Origin of the sequence: Streptomyces sp. NPDC019443 (genome assembly GCF_044389785.1) — a bacterium.
Classification (GTDB): Bacteria; Actinomycetota; Actinomycetes; order Streptomycetales; family Streptomycetaceae; genus Streptomyces.
In genome coordinates, this window is record NZ_JBIRYJ010000024.1 from 15822 (window position 1) to 38568 (window position 22747).

Sequence of the window (22747 nt, forward strand, 5' to 3'; positions counted from 1 at the left end):
GCTTCTGCGACTCCTACCCCATGGCCGACACCGTCGCGGTCACGATCCCGTCGGTGATCAGCTGGCCGTGCCTCATCGACGACGGCCAGGCACAGCCGTTCGCCGACCAGCTCTACCGCTCGCTGGCTTCCCGGCGCTCCATCGGCGAGAGCTGCGAGGACGCGAAGGCCGCGCTGTACCGTCGGCCACCGGACGGTCCGCCTGCGCTGCACGGCAGCCCCGGGGTCCAGATCTTCTGACGGAACCCTCCGGTAACGCCCTCTCCCACCCGTCCCGAAAGCGCTCGAAACGCCTCTCACAAGCGGAGGAGTCGTGTGAGAGGGCCCCAACGGTCGAACTCCGGCACCCCAATGGGCCAGAATGACCTCCGTGCCTTTCCTGTTGCTGATCGAGGACGACGACGCCATCCGCACGGCCCTCGAACTCTCGCTGTCACGCCAGGGCCACCGAGTGGCCACCGCGGCGACGGGCGAGGACGGCCTGAAGCTGCTGCGCGAGCAGCGGCCGGACCTGATCGTGCTGGATGTGATGCTGCCCGGGATCGACGGTTTCGAGGTGTGCCGGCGGATCAGGCGGACCGACCAACTGCCGATCATCCTGCTCACCGCGCGCAGCGACGACATCGATGTGGTCGTGGGCCTTGAGTCGGGCGCGGACGACTATGTCGTCAAGCCCGTACAGGGCCGTGTGCTGGACGCCCGGATCCGCGCGGTGCTGCGGCGCGGAGAGCGGGAGTCCACCGACTCGGCGACCTTCGGCTCGCTGGTGATCGACCGCTCCGCGATGACGGTCACCAAGAACGGTGAGGACCTGCAGCTCACGCCGACCGAGCTGCGGCTGCTGCTGGAGCTGAGCCGCAGGCCCGGACAGGCCCTGTCGCGGCAGCAGCTGCTGCGGCTGGTGTGGGAGCACGACTACCTCGGCGACTCACGGCTGGTCGACGCGTGTGTGCAGCGGCTGCGGGCGAAGGTGGAGGACGTGCCGTCCTCACCGACCCTGATCCGTACGGTGCGTGGCGTGGGCTACCGGCTGGACGTCCCGCAGTGAGACATGTGCACACGGTGACGGCCCACAGGAACGGAACCCCTCGGTGAGCGGTGCCGCAAAGCGCGCGATCCTCGCCGGACTTCGCTGGACGAGCCTGCGGCTGCGTCTCGTCGTCGTCTTCGCCCTGGTCGCGCTGACCGCCGCCGTGTCCGCGTCGGGCATCGCGTACTGGCTCAACCGCGAAGCCGTGCTGACCCGTACGCAGGACTCGGCGCTCCGGGACTTCCGCCAGGAGATGCAGAACCGGGCCGCCGCGCTGCCGCTGCACCCCACGCAGAACGAGCTGCAGAAGGCCGCCGAGCAGATGGCCGGCGGCAACTCCGGCTACAGCGTGCTGCTCATCGGCGAGCGGGCCGAGGGCAAGCCGATCGCCGGCGCATCGGACCCGGACAGCTTCACGCTCGACGACGTGCCGGACAAGCTGCAGGAGGCGGTGAACGAGCGGCAGGGCGTCGGCGCGGGCAACTCCGTCCCGTACCACCTCTACTGGCAGCGCACCCAGCGCGGCAGCAAGCCCTATCTGGTAGGCGGCACGCGGATCATCGGCGGTGGTCCGACCGGCTATCTGTTCAAGTCGCTGGACCAGGAGCGCCAGGACCTCAACTCGCTCGCCTGGTCGCTGGGGATCGCCACCGCGCTCGCCCTCGTCGGCTCCGCGCTGCTCGCGCAGGCCGCGGCCACCACCGTACTCAAGCCCGTGCACCGCCTCGGCGAGGCGGCCCGCCGGCTCGGCGAGGGCAAGCTCGACACCCGGCTGCGGGTCTCGGGCACGGACGAACTCGCCGAGCTGGCAAGGACGTTCAACAAGACGGCGGAGTCGCTGGAGAAGAAGGTCGCGGACATGAGCGCGCGGGAGGAGTCCAGCCGCCGCTTCGTGGCCGACATGTCGCACGAGCTGCGCACCCCGCTGACCGCGCTCACCGCCGTCACCGAGGTGCTGGAGGACGAGGCCGACAGCCTCGACCCGATGATCGCGCCCGCCGTGAACCTGGTGGTGAGCGAGACCCGGCGGCTCGGCGACCTCGTCGAGAATCTGATGGAGGTCACCCGCTTCGACGCGGGCACGGCCAGGCTCGTAGTGGACACGGTCGACGTCGCCGACCAGGTCACCGCCTGCATCGACGCACGTGCCTGGCTGGACGCGGTGGAGCTGGACGCCGAGCGCGGGATCATGGCGCGGCTCGATCCGCGCCGGCTCGACGTGATTCTGGCGAATCTGATCGGCAACGCCCTCAAGCACGGCGGTTCGCCGGTACGGGTGTCGGTGCGGCCGGTCGACCACGAGCTGCTGATCGAGGTACGGGACCACGGGCCGGGCATCCCCGAGGACGTACTGCCGCATGTCTTCGACCGGTTCTACAAGGCGAGCGCCTCGCGGCCGCGCTCCGAGGGCAGCGGTCTGGGGCTGTCGATCGCGATGGAGAACGCGCACATCCACGGTGGCGACATCATCGCGGCGAACTCCGCGGACGGCGACGGCGCGGTGTTCGTACTGCGGCTGCCGCGCGACGCCTCGTCGCTGAAGGACAGCGACGGGCACGACGACGCGGATGCGGACGCGGACGGTGGCGAAGAGCGCAACCGCGATCGGGGAGAGGGAGACGCGCAGTGACGCCGAACGGCCGTACCCGCACCCGTGCCCGTGCCCGGCGCACGGCAGCCACTCTGGCCGTGCTCGCGACCGCCGTCGTGCTCGGCGGCTGCGGGATCCGGCCCACCCAGGTGCCGGTCGACGCGGGCCCCGCGCCCTCGCGCGTGCCCTGTGAGGTGACCGGCGAGAACGTAACCCCGCAGGCGCAGCCACAGGGCGTCCCGGTCCGCGTCTACCTGGTCTGCGCTTCGCAGCTGGAGTCCGTGGACCGTACGGCCCGGATTCCCGAGGGGAAGGCCGTCGACAGCCGCGTACAGGTCGCGCAGGCGCTCCTCGACGAGCTCCAGGAGGAGCCGTCGTCGCCGGAGCACGAGGCCGGCTTCGCCACGTACGTACGCGGGCCGCTGACGCTGAGCGGGCCGCGCGAGGGCGATCCCGCGGGCACGCTGCGGCTGAGCCGTCAGCCGGAGGACCTTCCGACGGCGGCGCTCGCCCAGATCGTCTGCACCTTCGCGGAGAGCAGGACGGCCTCTACGGACGGTTCGGTGCTGCTGGGCGGGCCCGGGGAGTACGCGCCGCGGGGGTACCGGTGTTCCGCCGGGACCAAGGAGCGGCCCGACGAGGCCGTGCCAACCCTCGGTCCGCTCCCCTCGTCGTAGGCGTCGTAGCTCTCCCCGTACGCGTCGTAGGCCTCCCCCTGGGCTGCCGACCGGGTTCCTCTTGACGCCGCGCGGAACCGATTCGCGCGCAGCATGCGTCTTGGGGGGCGTGCAGCGTCAAGGTCCGGTCGGCAGTGCCGCCATCCGCTTCCGCGCGGCGGGGGTCATCCTCCTCCTCGCTCATCTGCTGCTCGTCGCATGGCTGACGCTGCGCCCGCTGGACGTGGTGTGGGTGACGGCCACGAATCTCGAGCCGTTCGCCGGGATAAAGGCGGACCTGGCGCTGGGTTCCGTTCAGGCCGCGCGCCGGATAGGCGAAGGACTGCTGCTGCTGGCCCCTCTCGGCATACTGCTGCCGATGGCGGGCGGCCGGCTCACCGTCTCGCCCCTGGCCTCGCTGGCCCGCACGATCGCGGCCGGAGCCCTGCTGTCGCTCGGCATCGAGCTGCTGCAGACCGGGGTGCCCGGCCGGGTGCTCGACGTGGACTCGCTGCTGCTGAACACGGCCGGGGTGGCCCTGGCCCATCTGTTGGTGGTGCCCGCGGGCCGGGCCCGCCTCCGTCGCAGGCAGGAGCGGGCGGCTGCTGGCTCCTCCCGGCAGCGCCGCGGGGCCCTGCTGCGGGATGAGGCGCCTCAGGGGGCTACCCCGACGATTCCCAGGGTCGGGATCGCACCGTAGAGCGACGCTTTGACCCCCTTCGCTCGGCCACCATGGAGTCATCGGGAGCACGACGGAGCTGCTCCCACGAACGGTTCTCGCGAAGGAGCCCACCATGGCCGCACTTGCCCGCCCCCGAGACGGACGCATGATCGGTGGAGTGTGCGCAGCGCTGGCTCGGCGCTTCGGAACCTCCGCGACCACGATGCGTGTGATCTTCGTGCTCTCGTGTCTGCTGCCCGGGCCGCAGTTCCTGCTCTACCTGGCGATGTGGGCGCTGCTGCCGTCGGAGAAGACCGCCGGCGCCGCCTGGTAGTTCACCGTCTGATACTTCACCGCCTGGCGGTACCTCCCGGCACAAGCAAAGTGGGGCGCACACCCGAATCGGGTGTGCGCCCCACACTTGCCGGCGTACGTCAGCCGACGTCAGCCGAGGCCGGGCAGACCACCGGGCAGACCACCGGGCAGACCACCGGGCAGACCACCGGGCAGACCACCGGCCGCGCCGCCGACCGGGAGGCCGCCGAGCAGGCCGGAGACCGGGGCGGCCTGGTCGGTCGTCGGCAGCCCCTTGGCGGCGGCCTCCTGGACGGCGGCCGGCAGCGTGGTCGCGCTGCCGATGAGCGCCTGCTGACCGCCCGCCAGCGACTCGGGGGCGGCCGGGAGCTTCGTGACGGCGTCCTGGACCGGCAGGATGCTGGTGACCGTGTCCAGCGAGGTGGCGGAGTCGGGGAGCGCGGTCGGCGCGGCGGAGGCAGTGCCCGCGGCGGCAGCAGCGAAGGCGGCGCCGAGAGCGGCGATGCCGAGAGTCTTGGCAGCAGACTGCTTCATCAGTGATGAGTCCTTGGGACGGGGATATTGAGCGGCTCTGCAAGCTAGCCAGCCCCGCGCGGCGGCCGCAAACACCACGAAGCGGCCGAGTGTTGACGATCCCGGCCGCTTCGGCGCATCCGCGATCAGCTCTCGCCGAAGGAAGAATCGCTGGTCGTGGCGGTCTGCCGAAACAGCCATTCGGATTTCAATTCGGCGTATCCCGGCTTGATCACGTCATTGATCATCGCCAGTCGTTCATCGAAAGGAATGAACGCCGACTTCATCGCATTGACGGTGAACCACTGCATGTCGTCGAGCGTGTATCCGAAGGTCTCGGTCAGCAGCTCGAATTCGCGGCTCATGCTGGTTCCGCTCATCAGCCGGTTGTCGGTGTTGACCGTGGCCCTGAAGTGCAGTCTGCGCAACAGCCCGATGGGGTGTTCGGCGTACGAGGCGGCAGCCCCGGTCTGCAGATTGGAGGTCGGGCAGAGCTCCAGCGGGATGCGCTTGTCCCTTACGTACGCGGCGAGCCGCCCGAGCCTCACGCTGCCGTCGTCGGCGACCTCGATGTCGTCGATGATCCGCACCCCGTGCCCGAGGCGGTCCGCGCCGCACCACTGGAGCGCCTGCCAGATGGACGGCAGTCCGAAGGCCTCGCCCGCGTGAATCGTGAAGTGGTTGTTCTCCCTCTTCATGTACTCGAAGGCGTCGAGGTGGCGGGTGGGCGGGAAGCCGGCTTCGGCGCCGGCGATGTCGAAGCCGACGACGCCCGAGTCGCGGTAGCGGTTGGCGAGTTCGGCGATCTCCAGGGCGCGGGCGGCGTGCCGCATCGCGGTCAGCAGGGCGCCGACGCGGATGCGGTGGCCGCTCGCGCGGGCCAGCCGCTCGCCCTCGCGAAAGCCCTCGTTGACGGCTTCGACGACCTCCTCGAGCGTGAGTCCCGCCTCCAGGTGCTGCTCGGGGGCGTACCGCACCTCGGCGTAGACGACGCCGTCCTCGGCGAGGTCTTGCGCGCACTCGGCGGCTACCCGGAAGAGGGCGTCACGGGTCTGCATGACGGCGCAGGTGTGCGCGAAGGTCTCCAGGTAGCGCTCCAGCGAGCCGGAGTCGGCAGCCTCGTGGAACCAGATGCCGAGCTTGTCGGGCTCGTGCTCGGGAAGCGATTCATAGCCCGTTTCGCGGGCGAGTTCGATGATCGTGCCCGGACGCAGCCCGCCGTCGAGGTGGTCGTGGAGGAGCACCTTCGGAGCGCGGCGGACCTGGTCCGCGGTGGGCGTGTTGAGGGTCTGGCTCGTCATCTGCGCACTCTAGCCCCTACGCGCGTAGAGAGCGCCCCCTCACACCCCCCGTCGATACGTAACAGTGACCGTGCGGACGGGTGGAGTACACCTGCACTTCTGAGACTGTTCTGCCATGGCACACCACGCACTGCCCCTGTGGTGGGGGCGTCCGGCCGAGGCGGCCGGCGGAGCGGACACCCGCCGCGAGGCGACCGTGGCAAGGGGAGCGCGAGGGACCCGGACGCCGCCGTGCGCCCGTCTCGGCCGTGCGGCCGGCGGACGCGCGCTGGGAGCCGACTCCGCCGTGGGCGGGGTGGTGCTGATCCTGCCGGACGGCGAGCCTGAGTCGGCACGCAAGCCCTCGGCGCTGTCGTACGCCGCGGCGCTGCCACTCGGCCGCACGCTGGCCAGGGCCGGCCGCGAGGACGGCCTGTTCGTGCATACGGTCCGCTACCGCTGTCGCGGCTGGAACGGCACGGACGCGCACCTCGCGGCGGACGCGACCTGGGCGGTGGAGGAGGTCGTACGCCGCTACGGCGACGTCCCCGTCTGCCTCGCGGGCCACGGCATGGGGGGCCGCGCGGCACTCCACGCGGCGGGCCACCCTGCGGTCAACTCCGTACTGGCGCTGGCGCCTTGGCTGCCGGAGGACGATGTGGCCGCCGCCCCGGAGCCGGTGCAGCAGCTGGCGGGACGCCAGGTCCTGATCGTGCACGGTACGAACGACGCGCGTACGGACCCGGAGCTGTCCTACCGGTTGGCGGAGCGAGCCAAGAAGACGAACCGCGACACCTGCCGCTTCGAGGTCCACTCGGACGGCCACGCACTGCGCGAACACCAGGGCGAAGTCCAGGCCCTGGCGTCGGACTTCGTCCTGGGCGCGCTGTTCACGCGTGCCTACGCCCGCCCGGTGGCGGACGCGCTCGCCGCCCCGCCGCCGCTGGGTCTGCGGATGCCGCTGGCGGGAGGGTTCGGGCGGTCGCTGCGGCGGTGAACGCGGCGGCGGTAGGCGGGTCAGTCCGGCAGCAGGTGGCCCCGGCGTGACAGCAGGAAGCGTTTGAACTCCGCCACCGGGGCGGTGTCAGGATGGCCGTCCAGCCAGGCGACGCCGATTTCGCGGACCGCACGCGGGGCCGTCACCGTCAGTTCGACGACGCCCGGGCGCGCCACCGCCGGGGGTGGGAGCAGTGCCACGCCCAGGCCGGCCGCGACCAGGCCGCGCAGGGTTTCCGCCTCCTCGCCCTCGAAGGCCACGCGAGGCGTGAAGCCCGCCTCCGCGCACAGGTCGTCGGTGATCCGCCGCAGGCCGTAGCCGGGTTCGAGGGTGACGAAGGTTTCGTCGGCCGCCTCGGCGAGGCGGATCCGCTTGCGGGCGGCGAGGCGGTGGTCGTCCGGCACGACGAGACGCAGCCGCTGCTCGTCCAGGCGGCGGGCGACCAGGTCGGGCGCGTCCGGGACCGGCGAGGTCAGACAGAGGTCGAGGTCGCCGGCGCGCAGGCGCTCGATCATGGCCTCGCCGTAGTTCTGGACGAGGGTGAAGCGGATACGCGGATGGTCCGCCCGGAACGCCCGGATCAGCCCCGGCACGGTCTCCGAGCCCATCGTGTGCAGAAAGCCGAAGGCCACTTTCCCCGCCGCCGGATCCGCGTCCGCCTGCACCGACTCCGCCGCCCGCTCCACCTCCGCGAGCGCCCGCTCCACGGAGGTGAGGAAGGTCCGGCCGGCCGGCGTCAGCGACACCGTACGGCCCTTGCGGGCGAACAGCACGACGCCCAGATCCTCCTCGAGCCGCACGATCGCCCGCGACAGTGTCGACTGCGGAACGCCCATCTCCTGCGCCGCACGGGTCACATGCTCCTGGCGGGCCACTCCGGCGAAGTACGCCAGGCGCGGAGCGAGCAGCAGCGTGATGTCTTCTTCGTAACTGCTCGGTGACAGCCGCGGCTGTGAGCTGTGTTGATGCACCATGGGAACGATTATCGCCATTCCATGCATTGGACGCATGAAATACCAAGCCTTACGTTCGATGCATGCCTCCTGCCAGTACCAAGGCGCCCGCCACCGCTGCGGGCGCCGACTCCGACCATCGCCTCGCCCCTTCCTCCCCCGGCTACCGCCGCATGAGCTTCGCGCTCTTCGCCGCCGGTGTCGCCACCTTCGCCCTCCTCTACTCCACGCAGGCGCTGCTGCCCGCCGTCTCCGCCGACTTCGGCGTGAGCGCGAGCGCCGCCAGCTGGACGGTCTCCGCCGCGACGGGCGCACTGGCCCTGTGCGTGCTGCCGATGAGCGCCCTCTCCGAGCGGTACGGGCGACGCACCGTGATGACCGCATCGCTCGCGGTCGCCGTCGTGGTCGGGCTGCTGGTGCCGTTCGCGCCGAGCCTGGAGTGGCTGGTGGCGCTGCGTGCCGTGCAGGGCGCTGCGCTCGCCGGGCTGCCGGCGTCGGCGATGGCGTATCTCGCGGAGGAGGTGCGGCCCAAGGCGCTGGTCGCCGCGATCGGCCTGTTCGTGGCGGGTAACAGCATCGGCGGCATGAGCGGCCGGATCGTCACCGGCTGGGTGGCCCAGCTGTGGGGCTGGCGCGCGGCGCTCGCCGCGGTCGGCCTGATGGCAGTGGTGTGCGCGCTGGTCTTCCGCGCGATGCTTCCCAAGGCCCGTCATTTCACGCCCGGTTCGCTGAACCCGCGCGCGCTGGCGAAGACCGTACACGGCCATCTCGCCGACCCGCTGCTGCTGCGGCTGTACGCGATCGGCGCACTGTTCATGACCGTCTTCGGCGCGGTCTACACGGTGATCGGCTACCGGCTTGTCGAGGCCCCCTTCAGCCTCCCCCAGGGCATCGTCGGCTCGATCTTCCTGGTCTACCTGGTCGGCACGGTCTCCTCCGCCGCGGCCGGCAAGCTCGTTGCCCGCCTCGGCCGCCGCGGCGCGCTGTATCTCGCGGTCACCACCACCGCGGGCGGCCTGCTGCTGTCGCTTGCACAGTCGCTGGCCGCAGTGCTGCTGGGCCTGGTGCTGATCACCGCGGGCTTCTTCGCCGGCCATGCGGTCGCCTCGTCCTCGGTGAGCCGTACGGCCAAGACGGGCCGCGCCCAGGCGTCGGCGCTCTACCAGTCGGCGTACTACCTCGGCAGCAGCGCGGGCGGCACGCTCGGCGCGGTCGCCTTCCACTCCGGCGGCTGGGCGGGCACGGTCCTGCTGGGCCTGCTCGCGGTCCTCGGCGTCGTATCGATCACGCTGTACGGGACGCGGGTGGCCAGGGCCGAGCACCGGCTGGTCCTGGCGGCGGCCCGCCACTGAGATTCCGCACCGGATCCGTGCAACTCCTGCTCCCCGACGAGCGTCAAACACTGAGCGATCGCAATCGCGTAGTGCACAAAGGGGAGTTGGTGGCTGTGGCAGACACAGGCGGGACACAAGGAACAAGACGGACGCGCGGCATACGTGGGCGGGCGGGCATCGTGCTCGGACTGACCGGCCTGGTGGTCCCGCTGACCGTGGCACTGGGCAGCGGGACCGCGCACGCCGCGTCGTGCACGACGTCCACGGGGCCGTACCAGAAGCAGGTCGAGAAGTTCCTGGGACGCCCGGTGGACGGGAAGCAGTCGACTGCCGACTGCAAGGCCATCCGCGCCTTCCAGGCCAAGCACGGCATCACCCCGACGATCGGCTACGCGGGGCCGGTGACCTGGCGCACCATGAGCACGATGCTCGCGCAGCGGGCGGCCGGAAAGACCCCGAACAAGGCGGGCAAGTGCCCGACGAACAAGGGCCGTATCGCCTGCGTCGACCTGACCCGCCAGCTGACCTGGATCCAGGACGGCAAGCACCTCAAATACGGCCCGGTGCCGGTGCGTACCGGCAAGAACGGCACCGAGACCCGGACCGGCGCGAAGAAGATCTACTGGCGCAGCATCAACCACTGGTCGACGCTCTACAACGTGCGGATGCCGTATTCGCAGTTCTTCGACCGCGGCCAGGCCTTCCACTCCACCACGAAGTCGATGTACAACCCGCCCGGCTCCGGCGGTTGCGTCAATATGCGCCCCGCGGACGCGAAGGCATACTGGAATCTGCTGAAGAACGGCGACGACGTCTACGTCTACGGGCGCAAGCCCGGAACCTGATCCGCATTGTCAGTCCCCTCCTGTAGGTTCCGAACGGCTGGTGCCAAGGGCGACAGGGGTGGACCCGATGAGTGATCTGGGAGCGACGCAGGACCTGGACTCCAGGCTGGAGCAGTACCGACGGGAGCTGACCGGCTACTGCTACCGCATGCTGGGCTCGGCCTTCGAGGCGGAGGACGCCGTCCAGGACACCATGGTGCGGGCCTGGCGGAACTTCGAGAAGTTCGAGGGGCGGTCGTCGCTGCGGTCGTGGCTCTACCGCATCGCGACGAACGTCTGTCTGGACATGCTCAACGCCGGCAACCGCCGGGCCCGCCCGATGGACCTCACGGCTGCCACGCCGGTGGCCCAGGCACAGCTCACCTCCCGCCCGGAGATCACCTGGCTGGAGCCGGTGCCGGACGGGCGGGTGCTGCGGTCTGCCGCCGACCCGGCGGAGACGGCGGTGGAGCGGGAGACCATCCGGCTGGCGTTCGTCGCGGCGCTGCAGCATCTGCCGCCCAAGCAGCGTGCGGTGCTGATCCTGCGCGAGGTGCTGGCCTGGCAGGCGAGCGAGGTGGCCGAGCTGCTCGGCGCCACGGTCGCCTCGGTCAACAGCGCGTTGCAGCGGGCGCGGGCGACGCTCGCCGAATCGGAGCCGGCCTCGACCGACTCGGCCGACCCGCTGGACGAGGAGCAGCAGAAGCTGCTGGAGCGCTATGTCGCGGCCTTCGAGGGCTACGACATGAAGGCGCTGACCGCGTTGCTGCACGAGGACGCGACGATGTCGATGCCGCCGTACGACCTGTGGCTGCGCGGCCATGACGACATAGTGGGCTGGATGCTCGGCGTCGGCGAGGTCTGCCGCGGCTCGAAGCTGGTACCGACCGTGGCGAACGGCTCGCCGGCCTTCGCGCACTACCACCCGAGCCAGTCCGGCGACGGGTACGAGCCGTGGGCACTGATCGTGCTGGAGATCTCGGACGGCAGGGTCGGCGGGATGGACTTCTTCCTGGACACCAAGCGCTGGTTCCCGCTGTTCGACCTGCCGCCCCGGCTGGACAAGGAGGGCGCGCCCGAGAGCTAGGCGACCTCGCCCAGACCGACCAGGTCCAGCAGCGCCACCAGCTCGGGCCCGGCATCGCGCAGCCGGAACCGGCAGCCCAGCCGCCGGGCGGTGAGCTGGAGGCGGGCGACGGCGTTGACGGCGGCGAGGTTGGGATGGGTGAGCCCGCCGACGTCACAGATCGCCTCTGTGGCCCCGGCACCGGTGAGCCGCACGCTCAACTCCTCGCACAGGCACGGCACATCGGCCGGGGTCACTCTCCCGGCGATGCGCACGACGATCGCTCGTGTGGCGTCCACACGGAGCAGACTGCCCCTTCGGGCGGAACTCATCGCCGTACCCGGTCTGCGGCTCATGGTTCACGTCCCGTCCGGTCGCGGTGGCAGATCTGTCCCTGCTCTGTGGACCGCGGGGCAGGCCGATTCTCATCGGCCTGCCAGTCGGGGCGCCGCGTCAGGCGATGCGGTCCAGCACGATCGGGTTCTGGGTGAACTCCGTGTCCGACGAGGCGATGTCGAACACGCCCTCCAGGGACTTCAGGGCGTACTCGAACTTCTCCGGGGTGTCCGTGTGCAGGGTCAGCAGGCGCTGGCCCGCGGTCACCGGCTCGCCGGGCTTGGCGTGGAGTTCGACGCCCGCGCCCGCCTGGACCGGGTCCTCCTTTCGGGCGCGGCCCGCGCCGAGGCGCCAGGCCGCGACGCCGATGCCGTACGCGTCGAGGCGGGTGAGGACACCCGACGACGGGGCGGTGATCACGTGCTGCTCGCGGGCGACCGGGAGTTCGGCGTCCGGGTCCCCGCCCTGCGCGGCGATCATGCGGCGCCAGACGTCCATGGCGGAGCCGTCGGCGAGTGCCTTCGCCGGGTCGGCGTCCTTGATGCCGGCCGCGGCGAGCATCTCCTGGGCGAGGGCCACGGTGAGGTCGATGACGTCCTGGGGGCCGCCGCCCGCCAGCACCTCGACGGACTCGCGGACCTCGAGCGCGTTGCCCGCCGTGAGACCGAGAGGGGTGGACATGTCGGTGAGCAGCGCGACGGTCTTCACACCGCTGTCGGTGCCCAACGCGACCATGGTGGAGGCCAGTTCGCGGGCGTCCTCGATGGTCTTCATGAACGCGCCGGTACCGACCTTGACGTCCAGGACCAGCGAGCCGGTGCCCTCGGCGATCTTCTTGGACATGATCGACGAGGCGATGAGCGGGATCGCCTCGACGGTGCCGGTGACATCGCGCAGCGCGTACAGCTTCTTGTCCGCCGGGGCGAGTCCGTCGCCCGCCGCGCAGATCACCGCGCCGGTGGAGTCCAGGACGTGCAGCATCTCCTCGTTGGACAGCAGCGCGCGCCAGCCGGGGATGGACTCCAGCTTGTCGAGGGTGCCGCCGGTGTGGCCGAGGCCACGTCCGGACAGCTGCGGTACGGCGGCGCCGCACGCGGCCACCAGGGGCGCGAGCGGCAGCGTGATCTTGTCGCCGACGCCACCGGTGGAGTGCTTGTCGGCGGTGGGGCGGGACAGCGCGTCGAAGTTCATGCGCTCACCGGAGGCGATCATCGCGGCAGTCCAACGGGCGATCTCCGTACGGTTCATGCCGTTCAGCAGGATCGCCATCGCCAGCGCCGACATCTGCTCGTCGGCGACCTCGCCGCGGGTGTACGCGTCGATGACCCAGTCGATCTGCTCGGGGCTCAGCTCGCCCCGGTCCCGCTTGGTGCGGATGACGGAGATGGCGTCCATGGAAGTCCTCCAGTGTGCGCAGTACGCGCAATGTGCGCTCTACGCGCCTCTGCACGCATAGAGAGTAGGGAAAACGGCCTCCCGCCGGAGCGGGAGGCCGAGGGGCTAGCGCAGATGCCCGGGCCCGAAGGCCTGCGGCAGCATCTCGGAGAGCGGGAGCACCCCTTCCGGGGTCTGCAGCAGCAGTTCGGGGCCGCCGAATTCGAACAGCAGCTGCCGGCACCTGCCGCACGGCACCAGGATCTCGCCACGGCCGTCGACGCAGGTGAAATGGGTCAGCCGGCCGCCGCCGGTGGCCTGGAGCGCGGAGACCAGACCGCACTCCGCGCACAGGCTCAGGCCGTACGAGGCGTTCTCGACGTTGCAGCCGACGACCGTACGGCCGTCGTCGACGAGCGCGGCCACGCCGACCGGGAAGCCCGAGTAGGGGGCGTACGCATGCGACATGGCCTCGCGCGCCCGCTCGCGCAGAGCTCCCCAGTCGACTTCCCGGGCGGCGGCGGTCACTTGCCCTCGCCCTTGCGGTACGGCATGCCGTCGGCCTTGGGCGGCCGCAGGCGTTGCGCGGACAGCGCCAGGACCAGCAGCGTGGTGACGTACGGCGCGGCGTCCACGAACTGGCTCGGCAGCGCGTCGGTCAGCGAGTACCAGGTGAACAGCAGAGCGGACACGGCCGCGGCGATCACGGCCTGCAGGTACTTCTTCTTGTACAGCTGCCAGACCACGACCACCACCAGCAGGATCGCCAGCAGAAGCAGCATCGCGTGGACGTTCTGGGCGCCGCCGCGCAGCTTGAGGCCGTCGGTGAAGCCGAAGAGTCCGGCGCCCAGCGCCATGCCGCCCGGCATCCAGTTGCCGAAGATCATCGCGGCGAGACCGATGTAACCGCGGCCGCCGGTCTGACCCTCCTGGTAGATGCCGGTGGACACGATGGCGAGGAAGGCGCCGCCGAGACCGGCCAGACCGCCGGAGACGACGACGGCGATGTACTTGTACTTGTAGACGTTGACGCCGAGGGACTCGGCAGCGACCGGGTTCTCACCGCAGGAACGCAGCCGCAGACCGAAGGACGTACGCCACAGCACCCACCAGGTGCCCGGGATCAGCAGGATCGCCAGGACCGTCAGCAGCGACAGGTTGGTCACCAGACCACCGAGGACACCGGCCAGGTCGGAGATAAAGAACCAGTGCCTGGTCTGGACGTCCGCCAGCCAGTCCGAGAGTCCCGGGATGGTGATTTCCGTGATCTGGTCGATGCGCGGGGACTGCTTGGACGAGCCGCCCTCGGCATTGGCGAAGGTGAAGTTCGACAGATAGCGGGTGACGCCCACGGCCAGGATGTTGATGGCCACACCGGAGACGATGTGGTTGACGTTGAACGTCACCGTGATGATCGCGTGCAGCAGGCCACCGAGCGCGCCGCCGACGATGCCCACCAGGACACCGGTCCACGGACCCCACTGGTAGCCCGCCCAGGCACCGAACCAGGTGCCGAGGATCATCATGCCCTCGAGGCCGATGTTGACCACGCCGGCCCGCTCCGCCCACAGACCGCCGAGTCCCGCAAGACCGATCGGCACAGCCAGCTGGAGGGCGCCGGCGACCTGGCCGACGGAGGTGAGGTCGTTCGCGCCGCTGATCACACGCACCAGCGAGAACAGCGCGAGGCCGGCCGCGATGATCAGCATGATGACCGGCAGGGACAGCTTGCGGCGTCCGCCGCCCTTCTTGGGCGCGGTGCTCGCCATCGAGACGGTGCTCGTACTCATGCGACCTCCCTCCTTTCCTTCTCCCCCAGAGCTGACGCCTGGGTGGTGCCCCCATCTCCGCCCGCTCGGCGCAGCGGTGCGGCCTTCGTCTCCGTCTGCGGACCGGCGGCCTCGCGTGCGTCGCTCACAGAACGACCTCCTTTTTCTTGCGGGCCTGCGCGGCAAGCTCCTCGCCGACCTTCTGCTGCTGACGGCGGAGCCCGTACTGGCGGACGAGTTCATAGGACACGACGACCGAGATCACGATCAGGCCCTGCATGATCGTGGCGATCTCCTTCTCGTAGCCGTGCTGGTCCAGCGAGGCCGACGTCTTCTCCAGGAAGGAGATGAGCAGTGCGGCGAAGAAGATGCCGACCGGGTTGTTGCGGCCGAGCAGGGCGATGGTGATGCCGGTGAAGCCGACACCGACCGGGAAGCTCAGGCTGTACGTGTGGGTCTGGCCCAGCAGGAGCGGCAGACCGGACAGACCCGCGACCGCGCCGGAGATCAGCATGGCGGTCAGGACCATCTTCTTGGCGTCGACGCCGCTCGCCTGGGCGGCGGACTCGCTGGCGCCGGTGGCGCGCAGGTCGAAGCCGAAGCGGGTGCGGTTGAGCACGAACCAGTAGACGATGCCGAGCGCGAAGGCGACGAAGGTGAAGCCGTAGATGACTCCGCCGTCGACGTCCACGCCCGGGAACCAGCCGGACTCGGAGATCTCACCCGTCGTCAGGTCGTTGGAACCCTCCGGCTGCACACCGAGGTTGGCCGGCAGGATCATCCACGCGATCAGGCTGGTGGCGATCGCATTGAGCATGATCGTGGAGACGACCTCGCTGACCCCGCGGGTGGTCTTCAAAATGCCCGCGATTCCGGCCCAGAAGGCGCCGACGAACATGGCGACAAGTACGATCAGCAGGATGTGGAGCGGACCCGGCAGCTCCACGGACGCGCCGACGACCGCCGCGAGCATCGCCGCGAGGCGGTACTGGCCGTCCACACCGATGTTGAACAGGTTCATCCGGAAGCCGATGGCGACGGCCAGGGCGGCGAGGTAGTACGTACCCGCCTGATTGAGGATCAGTACCTGAACGTCGGTGTACTCGGCGTTCTCCCACATCAGCTGGTACGGCTCGACCGGATTCCGGTCCGAGACGAGCAGCACCACCGAGGTGAGCGCGAAGGCCACGACCAGGGCGAGCGCCGGGCCGGCGAGACCCAGGATCAGCCGGTCTTTGTCGAACTTCTTCATCGGCCCTCACCGTTCTCGTCGTGCTCAAGGTGGCCGGTGGCGGCGCCGGTCATGGCCGAGCCCAGCTCCTCCGGGGTGATCGCGGCGGGGTCGGCGTCCGCGACCAGCCGGCCCCGGTACATCACCCGCAGGGTGTCGGAGAGCCCGATGAGCTCGTCCAGGTCGGCGGAGATCAGCAGCACCGCGAGGCCCTCGTGGCGCGCCTCACGGATCTGGTCCCAGATCGCCGCCTGCGCGCCGACGTCCACACCACGGGTGGGGTGGGCGGCGATCAGCAGCTTCGGCGCGTGGCTCATCTCGCGGCCGACGATCAGCTTCTGCTGGTTGCCGCCGGACAGGGATGCCGCGGTGACCTCGATACCGGGGGTGCGGACGTCGTACTCGCGGACGATCCGCTCGGTGTCGGCGCGGGCGCCCTTGAGGTCGAGCAGGCCCTTCTTGCTGTTGGGGCGCTCGGTGACATGGCCGAGGATGCGGTTCTCCCAGAGCGGGGACTCCAGCAGCAGACCGTGCCGGTGGCGGTCCTCGGGGATGTAGCCGATGCCGTCCTCACGGCGCTTGCGGGTCGGCGCGTGCGAGATGTCGGTGTCGTCGAGGGTGATCACACCGCCGTCGGGGTCGCGCATGCCCATCAGGGCCTCGATGAGCTCGGTCTGGCCGTTGCCCTCGACACCGGCGATGCCCATGACCTCACCCTTGTGAATGGTGAACGTGATCCCGGCGAGCACTTCGCGGATGACGCCGTCGGGGTCGGTCACGGTCAGCCTGAGGTCCGAGACCCGCAGCATCGGCACATCCGTCACCGTCGACTCACGGGTCTCCGGCGAGGGCAGTTCGCTGCCGACCATCAGCTCGGCGAGCTGCTTCGTGGTGGTGGTGCGGGGGTCGGCGGTGCCGACCGTCGTGCCGCGGCGGATCACCGTGATCTCGTCGGCGACCGACAGGACCTCGCCCAGCTTGTGCGAGATGAAGATGACGGTCAGGCCCTCGGCCTTGAGCTCGCGCAGATTGTCGAAGAGCGCGTCGACCTCCTGCGGGACGAGCACGGCGGTGGGCTCGTCGAGGATGAGGATGCGGGCGCCGCGGTAGAGGACCTTGAGGATCTCCACTCGCTGGCGGTCGGCGACGCCGAGCTGCTCGACCAGGACGTCAGGGCGGATGTTCAGCCCGTACGCGTCCGAAATCTCCTTGATCTTCTTACGGGCCCGGGCGCCGATGCCGTACAGCTTCTCGCCGCCGAGAACCACGTTCTCCAGCACGGTGAGGTTGTCGGCCAGCATGAAGTGCTGGTGGACCATGCCGATGCCGCGCGCGATGGCGTCGGCCGGGCTGGAGAAGGTGACGTGGTCGCCCTCGATGGTGATGGTGCCCTCGTCCGGCTTCTGCATGCCGTAGAGGATCTTCATAAGGGTCGACTTGCCGGCACCGTTCTCACCGACGAGGGCATGGACGGTGCCCTTGCCGACGGTGATGTCGATGTCGTGGTTGGCGACGACGCCGGGGAAGCGCTTGGTGATGCCGCGCAGTTCTACGGCGGCAGGAGGGCTGGACGCGTTGATGACGCACTCTCCTTGGCGGGAAAGGAGCATGGGGGCAGGCGGACTGGCTGGAGGCAGGGGGCGGGGCGAAGTTACCGCGTCAGAGAGCTATCTACGCGCGTAGCACCGGCGAATATGGAAAACCCGTGGCCGGAAACCGGCCCGGGGTCCGGAGGGCGGCTGTTCGCCGTCCTTCCGGACCCGCGGGCCTTCGGTTCCGGGCCGCGCGGTTACGGAGCGGTCTTGACCTTGATCGTGCCGGCGGTGATGTCGGCCTTGGCCTTGTCGACCGCGGCGGTCACCTCGGTCAGCTTGGTGTAGGCCGGGTTGGAGGCGGCCAGGCCCACGCCGTCCTTGGCGAGGCCGTAACGGACCTCACCGGACTGCGGCTTACCGTCCTTGACCGACTTGATCAGGTTGTAGACGGAGTCCGCGACATCCTTGGTCACCGAGGTGAGGATGTACTCCTTGTAGGGCGCCAGACCCTTCTGGTTGTACTGGTCCGAGTCGACGCCGATGGCCCACTTCTTGGCCTTGGCCGCGGCCTCGATCGAACCCGAGCCGGCGAGACCGGCGGCGGCGTAGATCACGTCGGCGCCCGCGTCGAGCTGGCCCTGCGCGGCGGCCTTGCCCAGGTCGGGCTTGGAGAAGCCACCGAAGTCCGGCGGCTGGGTCAGGTACTGGACCTTGACGTTGACGCTCTTGTTGGTGTCCTTGACGCCCTGGACGAAGCCCGCCTCGAACTTCTTGATCAGCGGGGTCTCGACACCGCCGATGAAGCCGACGGTGTTGGACTTCGTCACCTTGGCGGCGGCGACACCGGCCAGGTAGGAGCCCTGCTCCTCGTTGAAGACCAGGTTGGCGATGTTCTTGCCGGTCTTCGAGGTGTCGTCGATGAGGCCGAAGGTGGTCTTCGGGAACTTCGGCGCGACCTCCGCGATGGCCGGAGCGTAGGCGAAGCCGACGCCGATCACGGGGTTATTGCCGGCCCGGGCCAGCTCGGTGAGGCGCTGGACCTTGTCCGGGTCGCCCTCACCCTCGCTGGGCTCGGCTTCGGTGCCCTTGATGCCGAGGTCCTTCTCGGCCTTCTCAAGACCGGCGTAGGCGGCGTCGTTGAAGGACTGGTCGCCACGGCCGCCGATGTCGTAGGCGATGGCGGCGGTGGCGCCCTTGTCCGAGCCACCCTCGGAAGACGATTTGCCGCCACACGCGGTGGCGGAGAGTGCGAGAGCCGCGGAGGCGATGCCCACGGTGGCGATCCTGGTGATCCGGCGCACGGAAAGGCTCCTTAGACCTGGCCGAAAGCGCCACTTCCGGCGCTGCGTTCGCGGCGATCGTAACGCGCGTAGATGTCAGTTAAAGACCCGTTCATCAGTCGTTATCGGATCGACGCGTGGCGGACTTCGCGGTTACGCATGGCCGACGTTCTTCCATATAGCTCACATACTTCACATGATCCATATTCCGGACACATTTCGCTACATGAAGCACATCGCACGGTCACCGGCAGTGACCCACCTTGAGCCGGGGAGGTCTCGCCTTCGCGACATCCGGCACGGCGAATGAGCGGGATTCTCTATTCCGCAGAGCGGCTCCCGCAAAGGGTTCAGCACGTGGGAACGCGCGGAACTTCGACTCTCACCCAGCGGGAATCGGGGACGATTCGCTGTGTCGCACTGCGCCGGACCGGCCGCTTCCGCTCGCCGGAGCAATGGAAGGCACCCGCGGAATCACGGGCGCCCTACCGCCCTCTTCGGTTCAGGCGGGGAGCCCGTCGATCAGGGCCGCGGCCGTGAACAGCTCGACACCGACCTCGATCGCGCGCTCGTCGGCGTCGAAGTCGCCGCGGTGCAGATCGCGCCGGGTCGTGTCACCCGGCGTACGCACGCCCAGTCGCGCCATCGCGCCGGGCACATGCTCCAGGTACCAGGAGAAGTCCTCGCCGCCCAGGCTCTGCTCGGTGTCCTCGATTGCGTACGATCCCCGGCGCGCGGTCTGCGCGTCGCGCAGCAGCTCGGTCACCACCGGGTCGTTGACCACCGGCGGGACCCCGCGAATGTAGTTGACCTGCGACTTGGCCCGGTGCAGCGTGGCGATCTCGTCGATGGCCGCGTGCACCAGGTCGGGGGCAGCGCGCCAGCCCGGCAGGTCGAGGCAGCGAACAGTTCCGGACAGCTCGGCGTGCTGCGGGATGACATTGCACGCGTGGCCCGCCTCGATGCGGCCCCAGGTGATGGCGAGGCCGGAGCGGGCGTCGACGCGGCGGGCGAGCAGGGCCGGGACCTCGGTGACGACGTTCGCGGCCGCGGTGACCAGGTCGGTGGTCAGATGCGGGCGGGCCGTGTGACCGCCGGGGCCGTCGAGCGTGACCTCCAGCCGGTCGCAGGCGGAGGTGATGGGTCCGGACCGCAGCCCGATGACACCCGCGTCGACCCTGGGGTCGCAGTGGACCCCGATGATCTTGCCGACGCCGTCCAGCACACCGGACTCGATGGCGTCGGGCGCGCCGCCCGGCAGCACTTCCTCGGCGGGCTGGAAGATCAGCCGGACCGGCTGCGGAAGCAGACCCTGCCGGTCGAGCTCGGCGAGGACGAGCCCGGCGCCGAGGACCGTGGTGGTGTGCACATCGTGCCCGCAGGCGTGGGCGCGGTCGGGGACGGTGGAGCGGTAGGGCACCCCGGTCTTGGTGTCGGGGATGGGCAGCGCGTCGATGTCGGCGCGGATTGCGAACAGCGGACGTACCCCGTCCCAGGTCCCGATGTCACAGACGAGTCCGGTGCCGATGGCGAGCACCCGCGGCGAGAGGCCGGCCTGCTCCAGGCGGGCCTTGAGCGCGGCGGTGGTGCGGAACTCCTGGTTGCCGAGCTCCGGGTGCATGTGCAGGTCGCGGCGGAAGGCAATCAGCTCGGCGCGCAGCGGTTCAGACAGCGTGCCGGGCAGTGCGGCTTCCCCGCGCAGGTCGGCGTCTGACTCGGGGGACATGAGTTGGTTCACCTGTTGAAGAGTAAGCCCAGGTGGGGTCCAACTGGCCACTGATCAACAAAAGTTCAGCCCGATAGGGGAAGGAAAGACGGCCCCGAGGTGCATGGTTGTCCACCCGTGTGGGTAAACTCACTCCTTCTTCTCGCCCGGCAGATCAGGCCTTCAAGCGGGTGCGGGCAGCCGCTGCACATCCTGAGCCGTCCCCGTGACCCCCGCCAGGAACCCCTGGGCCCGTGGGGAGGCGCTGTCCCTGAGCCATTCGGGAGCTATGTCGCAGACCGCGACCCTGATTCCGGTGCCCACCAGGGCGAGCGGCAGGGTGTGCACCACGGTCGAGGGGAAGCTGAGGACCGTGGCCCCTATCGGGCCGCGGCGGGCGATCAGCTCCAGCGGCAGGTCCGGGCGCACTATCTCCAGGCCCGTCTCGACAGCGAGGCGGTGGAGCTTTTCCGAGCTCTCGCGGCGGTGCGCGAAGTAGCGGGTGGCGCCGTGAGTACGGGCCAGGGCCGCGACCGCCTCCACATACTGGTCCGGGTCGACCACCCCCGTCTCCACCAGCGACGTCCCGACCAGGTCCGCGCCCCGAGTGATCTTGGGCGGACCGAACCTGGAGCGGGTCCAGCCGAACCGGTTCTCAGTGACCGTGATCCCCTGCGGCGGCTCGACCGGCATCGAGGTGAAGACCTCGACATCGCGGCTGCGCGACGGGGTGAGCCGGCGGCGGGCCAGGAAGGTGACCGGCGCGAGGACCAGCTCGCGCGGCCCCCGCCTGCCGCGCCGGTGCCAGCGCACCAGCTTCTCGCCGCGCGCGAGCTGTGCCACGAACTCCATCGTGGCGGTGCCGTCGTCGACCACGGTCAGATCCTTGCTGCCGACCAGCGTCAGCAGCAGCTGTACGTAGCGGGAGAACGGGTCCCCGATGACGATGCGCTCCGCGCGATGCAGCAGCGGGGCCAGCTCGCGCACCGTCTTCAGCGGCGCGCCCGCCCGGCCGCGCGCCTCCTGCCAGCGCACCGTGTACCCCTCGTCGCGGGCCAGCTCCGCCATGCGGCGCAGCTGGCCCCGCGACATAGGGTCGGTGGGCGACAGAACAACCACCGTGAGGTCGGCGGCGCCGGTCCGTGCCGTGCCCGCCGGGCCTGCCGGCTGGGTCGGGACACCGGTCAGCGGCGCACCGTGCTGTGCGTGGGCCCACTCCAGGACGTTCAGGAGCTGGACCGGACTCTCGACAAAGGCGAGGTTCACCGATTTTCACCTCGTGGTGCCGGGTCGGCCAGCCCGCTGGCCTGCTTGTGGGACAGGGGGTCCGGGGGCCCGCCCCCGGGGAGGCACAGCACGGCGCCAGGCCTGTCAGACCTGGGCCGGCTCGCGGTCGCCGCCCTCGGCGACGACGCCCGCGACGCGGCGCAGCTTCTTCATCGGGGCGAGCTCGGACTCGTAGACCTTCTTGACGCCGTCGCCGAGCGCGGTCTCGATGGTGCGGATGTCGCGGACCAGGCGCTGCAGGCCGCCCTGCTCGACGGAGGCGGCCTGGTCGGAGCCCCACATGGCACGGTCGAGGGTGATGTGGCGCTCGACGAAGGCGGCGCCGAGGGCGACCGCGGCGAGGGTGGTCTGCAGTCCGGTCTCGTGGCCGCTGTAGCCGATCGGGACGTTCGGGTACTCGCCCTGGAGGGTGTTGATGACGCGGAGGTTGAGCTCCTCCGCCTTCGCCGGGTACGTCGACGTGGCGTGGCAGAGCAGGATGTTGTCGCTGCCGAGCACCTCGACCGCGTGCCGGATCTGCCTCGGCGTGGACATGCCGGTGGAGAGGATGACGGTCTTGCCGGTGGCGCGCAGGGCGCGCAGCAGCTCGTCGTCGGTGAGCGACGCGGAGGCGACCTTGTGGGCGGGGACGTCGAACTTCTCCAGGAAGGCGACGGCCTCGGTGTCCCACGGGGACGCGAACCAGTCGATGCCGCGCTTCTTGCAGTGCGCGTCGATCTGGCGGTACTCGTCTTCACCGAACTCCACACGGTGGCGGTAGTCGATGTACGTCATCCGGCCCCAGGGGGTGTCGCGCTCGATGTCCCACTGGTCGCGCGGGGTGCAGATCTCCGGGGTGCGCTTTTGGAACTTGACCGCGTCACAGCCGGCGTCGGCGGCGGCATCGATGAGCGCAAAGGCGTTGTTCAGGTCGCCGTTGTGGTTGATGCCGATCTCACCCGTGACGTAGACGGGGTGACCGGGGCCCGCGGTCTTGGTGCCGAGGGTGCGCAGACGGGACGTGCTCATGAG

At 70.0% G+C, this 22747-nt stretch carries 24 protein-coding genes; 10 read left to right on the plus strand and 14 right to left on the minus strand.

What is annotated here, in order from left to right:
• The first annotated feature begins 20 nt into the window (after nucleotides 1-20).
• The 6 genes from ACH492_RS37220 to ACH492_RS37245 all read left to right on the plus strand — a co-directional run bounded on the left by ACH492_RS37220 (nucleotide 21) and on the right by ACH492_RS37245 (nucleotide 4271).
• A complete protein-coding gene (locus tag ACH492_RS37220) occupies nucleotides 21-239 on the plus strand; it encodes a hypothetical protein (RefSeq protein WP_398993425.1) in 219 nt (72 codons plus the stop codon).
• Nucleotides 240-369: 130 nt separating this feature from the next.
• Nucleotides 370-1047, plus strand: coding sequence for a two-component system response regulator AfsQ1 (gene afsQ1 / locus ACH492_RS37225; protein WP_175257369.1), 678 nt, complete (start codon nucleotides 370-372; stop codon nucleotides 1045-1047).
• A gap of 43 nt (nucleotides 1048-1090) precedes the next feature.
• A complete protein-coding gene (locus ACH492_RS37230; protein WP_398993427.1) occupies nucleotides 1091-2659 on the plus strand; it encodes an ATP-binding protein in 1569 nt (522 codons plus the stop codon).
• Nucleotides 2656-3297 carry a hypothetical protein gene (locus ACH492_RS37235; RefSeq protein WP_398993429.1) on the plus strand — a complete coding sequence of 214 codons (642 nt, stop codon included), beginning with the start codon at nucleotides 2656-2658 and terminating at the stop codon, nucleotides 3295-3297. Before ACH492_RS37230 ends, ACH492_RS37235 begins: the two co-directional genes overlap by 4 nt.
• A gap of 109 nt (nucleotides 3298-3406) precedes the next feature.
• Nucleotides 3407-3976 (plus strand): VanZ family protein, encoded by a 570-nt coding sequence (locus ACH492_RS37240; protein ID WP_398993431.1) that lies wholly within the window; start codon nucleotides 3407-3409, stop codon nucleotides 3974-3976.
• Nucleotides 3977-4070: 94 nt separating this feature from the next.
• Complete coding sequence (locus ACH492_RS37245) at nucleotides 4071-4271, plus strand: PspC domain-containing protein (protein ID WP_398993433.1); 201 nt, start codon at nucleotides 4071-4073, stop codon at nucleotides 4269-4271.
• Between the two features lie 110 nt (nucleotides 4272-4381).
• On the opposite strand, the gene ACH492_RS37250 is transcribed toward ACH492_RS37245, so the two are convergent.
• A complete protein-coding gene (locus ACH492_RS37250) occupies nucleotides 4382-4786 on the minus strand; it encodes an ATP-binding protein (protein WP_398993435.1) in 405 nt (134 codons plus the stop codon).
• A gap of 125 nt (nucleotides 4787-4911) precedes the next feature.
• Nucleotides 4912-6066 (minus strand): adenosine deaminase, encoded by a 1155-nt coding sequence (locus ACH492_RS37255; RefSeq protein WP_398993437.1) that lies wholly within the window; start codon nucleotides 6064-6066, stop codon nucleotides 4912-4914.
• A gap of 295 nt (nucleotides 6067-6361) precedes the next feature.
• Here ACH492_RS37255 and ACH492_RS37260 point away from each other — a divergent pair, with 295 nt between their 5' ends.
• Nucleotides 6362-7042, plus strand: a complete 681-nt coding sequence (locus ACH492_RS37260; protein ID WP_398993516.1) for an alpha/beta hydrolase — start codon at nucleotides 6362-6364, stop codon at nucleotides 7040-7042.
• A 20-nt stretch (nucleotides 7043-7062) separates the two neighbouring features.
• Here the strand turns inward: ACH492_RS37260 and ACH492_RS37265 are convergent, their stop codons facing one another.
• Nucleotides 7063-8016 carry a LysR family transcriptional regulator gene (locus ACH492_RS37265; protein WP_307661516.1) on the minus strand — a complete coding sequence of 318 codons (954 nt, stop codon included), beginning with the start codon at nucleotides 8014-8016 and terminating at the stop codon, nucleotides 7063-7065.
• A 62-nt stretch (nucleotides 8017-8078) separates the two neighbouring features.
• Between ACH492_RS37265 and ACH492_RS37270 the strand changes: the two genes are divergently transcribed.
• The 3 genes from ACH492_RS37270 to ACH492_RS37280 all read left to right on the plus strand — a co-directional run bounded on the left by ACH492_RS37270 (nucleotide 8079) and on the right by ACH492_RS37280 (nucleotide 11240).
• Entirely contained in the window at nucleotides 8079-9347 is a 1269-nt protein-coding gene (locus tag ACH492_RS37270; protein ID WP_398993439.1) for an MFS transporter, read from the plus strand.
• A gap of 158 nt (nucleotides 9348-9505) precedes the next feature.
• On the plus strand, nucleotides 9506-10174 hold the full coding sequence (locus ACH492_RS37275) for a L,D-transpeptidase family protein (protein ID WP_398993518.1): 669 nt from the start codon (nucleotides 9506-9508) through the stop codon (nucleotides 10172-10174).
• A gap of 67 nt (nucleotides 10175-10241) precedes the next feature.
• Nucleotides 10242-11240 (plus strand): sigma-70 family RNA polymerase sigma factor, encoded by a 999-nt coding sequence (locus ACH492_RS37280; RefSeq protein WP_398993441.1) that lies wholly within the window; start codon nucleotides 10242-10244, stop codon nucleotides 11238-11240.
• Here the strand turns inward: ACH492_RS37280 and ACH492_RS37285 are convergent.
• From ACH492_RS37285 to ACH492_RS37335, 11 genes are all read right to left on the minus strand, one after another.
• Nucleotides 11237-11518, minus strand: coding sequence for an STAS domain-containing protein (locus tag ACH492_RS37285; RefSeq protein WP_398993443.1), 282 nt, complete (start codon nucleotides 11516-11518; stop codon nucleotides 11237-11239). The genes ACH492_RS37280 and ACH492_RS37285 overlap by 4 nt on opposite strands.
• A 154-nt stretch (nucleotides 11519-11672) precedes the next feature.
• Entirely contained in the window at nucleotides 11673-12950 is a 1278-nt protein-coding gene (locus ACH492_RS37290) for a thymidine phosphorylase (protein ID WP_398993445.1), read from the minus strand.
• Between the two features lie 105 nt (nucleotides 12951-13055).
• Nucleotides 13056-13457 carry a cytidine deaminase gene (locus ACH492_RS37295; protein ID WP_398993447.1) on the minus strand — a complete coding sequence of 134 codons (402 nt, stop codon included), beginning with the start codon at nucleotides 13455-13457 and terminating at the stop codon, nucleotides 13056-13058.
• Nucleotides 13454-14719 carry an ABC transporter permease gene (locus tag ACH492_RS37300; protein WP_398993449.1) on the minus strand — a complete coding sequence of 422 codons (1266 nt, stop codon included), beginning with the start codon at nucleotides 14717-14719 and terminating at the stop codon, nucleotides 13454-13456. Before ACH492_RS37300 ends, ACH492_RS37295 begins: the two co-directional genes overlap by 4 nt.
• Nucleotides 14716-14847 (minus strand): hypothetical protein, encoded by a 132-nt coding sequence (locus ACH492_RS37305; protein WP_398993451.1) that lies wholly within the window; start codon nucleotides 14845-14847, stop codon nucleotides 14716-14718. Before ACH492_RS37305 ends, ACH492_RS37300 begins: the two co-directional genes overlap by 4 nt.
• Nucleotides 14844-15950: an ABC transporter permease gene (locus ACH492_RS37310; RefSeq protein ID WP_398993453.1), complete on the minus strand. Its 1107-nt coding sequence runs from the start codon at nucleotides 15948-15950 to the stop codon at nucleotides 14844-14846. The genes ACH492_RS37305 and ACH492_RS37310 overlap by 4 nt, the downstream gene beginning before the upstream one ends.
• Nucleotides 15947-17539 (minus strand): ABC transporter ATP-binding protein, encoded by a 1593-nt coding sequence (locus ACH492_RS37315; RefSeq protein ID WP_398993455.1) that lies wholly within the window; start codon nucleotides 17537-17539, stop codon nucleotides 15947-15949. The genes ACH492_RS37310 and ACH492_RS37315 overlap by 4 nt, the downstream gene beginning before the upstream one ends.
• A gap of 179 nt (nucleotides 17540-17718) precedes the next feature.
• Nucleotides 17719-18765, minus strand: coding sequence for a BMP family protein (locus ACH492_RS37320; protein WP_398993457.1), 1047 nt, complete (start codon nucleotides 18763-18765; stop codon nucleotides 17719-17721).
• A 481-nt stretch (nucleotides 18766-19246) separates the two neighbouring features.
• Nucleotides 19247-20470 carry an amidohydrolase gene (locus tag ACH492_RS37325; RefSeq protein ID WP_398993459.1) on the minus strand — a complete coding sequence of 408 codons (1224 nt, stop codon included), beginning with the start codon at nucleotides 20468-20470 and terminating at the stop codon, nucleotides 19247-19249.
• A 162-nt stretch (nucleotides 20471-20632) separates the two neighbouring features.
• On the minus strand, nucleotides 20633-21715 hold the full coding sequence (locus tag ACH492_RS37330; protein WP_398993460.1) for a hypothetical protein: 1083 nt from the start codon (nucleotides 21713-21715) through the stop codon (nucleotides 20633-20635).
• 105 nt (nucleotides 21716-21820) lie between these two features.
• Nucleotides 21821-22744: an N-acetylneuraminate synthase family protein gene (locus ACH492_RS37335; protein ID WP_398993462.1), complete on the minus strand. Its 924-nt coding sequence runs from the start codon at nucleotides 22742-22744 to the stop codon at nucleotides 21821-21823.
• Between the last annotated feature and the right edge of the window lie 3 nt (nucleotides 22745-22747).

Coding starts and splice junctions, on each gene's coding strand:
- ACH492_RS37300 (WP_398993449.1), bottom strand. CDS start 14,719: ATGAGTACGAGCACCGTCTCGATGGCGAGCACCGCGCCCAAGAAGGGC.
- ACH492_RS37335 (WP_398993462.1), bottom strand. CDS start 22,744: ATGAGCACGTCCCGTCTGCGCACCCTCGGCACCAAGACCGCGGGCCCC.
- ACH492_RS37265 (WP_307661516.1), bottom strand. CDS start 8,016: ATGGTGCATCAACACAGCTCACAGCCGCGGCTGTCACCGAGCAGTTAC.
- ACH492_RS37310 (WP_398993453.1), bottom strand. CDS start 15,950: ATGAAGAAGTTCGACAAAGACCGGCTGATCCTGGGTCTCGCCGGCCCG.
- ACH492_RS37245 (WP_398993433.1), top strand. CDS start 4,071: ATGGCCGCACTTGCCCGCCCCCGAGACGGACGCATGATCGGTGGAGTG.
- ACH492_RS37270 (WP_398993439.1), top strand. CDS start 8,079: ATGCCTCCTGCCAGTACCAAGGCGCCCGCCACCGCTGCGGGCGCCGAC.
- ACH492_RS37220 (WP_398993425.1), top strand. CDS start 21: ATGGCCGACACCGTCGCGGTCACGATCCCGTCGGTGATCAGCTGGCCG.
- ACH492_RS37280 (WP_398993441.1), top strand. CDS start 10,242: ATGAGTGATCTGGGAGCGACGCAGGACCTGGACTCCAGGCTGGAGCAG.
- ACH492_RS37315 (WP_398993455.1), bottom strand. CDS start 17,539: ATGCTCCTTTCCCGCCAAGGAGAGTGCGTCATCAACGCGTCCAGCCCT.
- ACH492_RS37255 (WP_398993437.1), bottom strand. CDS start 6,066: ATGACGAGCCAGACCCTCAACACGCCCACCGCGGACCAGGTCCGCCGC.
- ACH492_RS37325 (WP_398993459.1), bottom strand. CDS start 20,470: ATGTCCCCCGAGTCAGACGCCGACCTGCGCGGGGAAGCCGCACTGCCC.
- ACH492_RS37290 (WP_398993445.1), bottom strand. CDS start 12,950: ATGGACGCCATCTCCGTCATCCGCACCAAGCGGGACCGGGGCGAGCTG.
- ACH492_RS37250 (WP_398993435.1), bottom strand. CDS start 4,786: ATGAAGCAGTCTGCTGCCAAGACTCTCGGCATCGCCGCTCTCGGCGCC.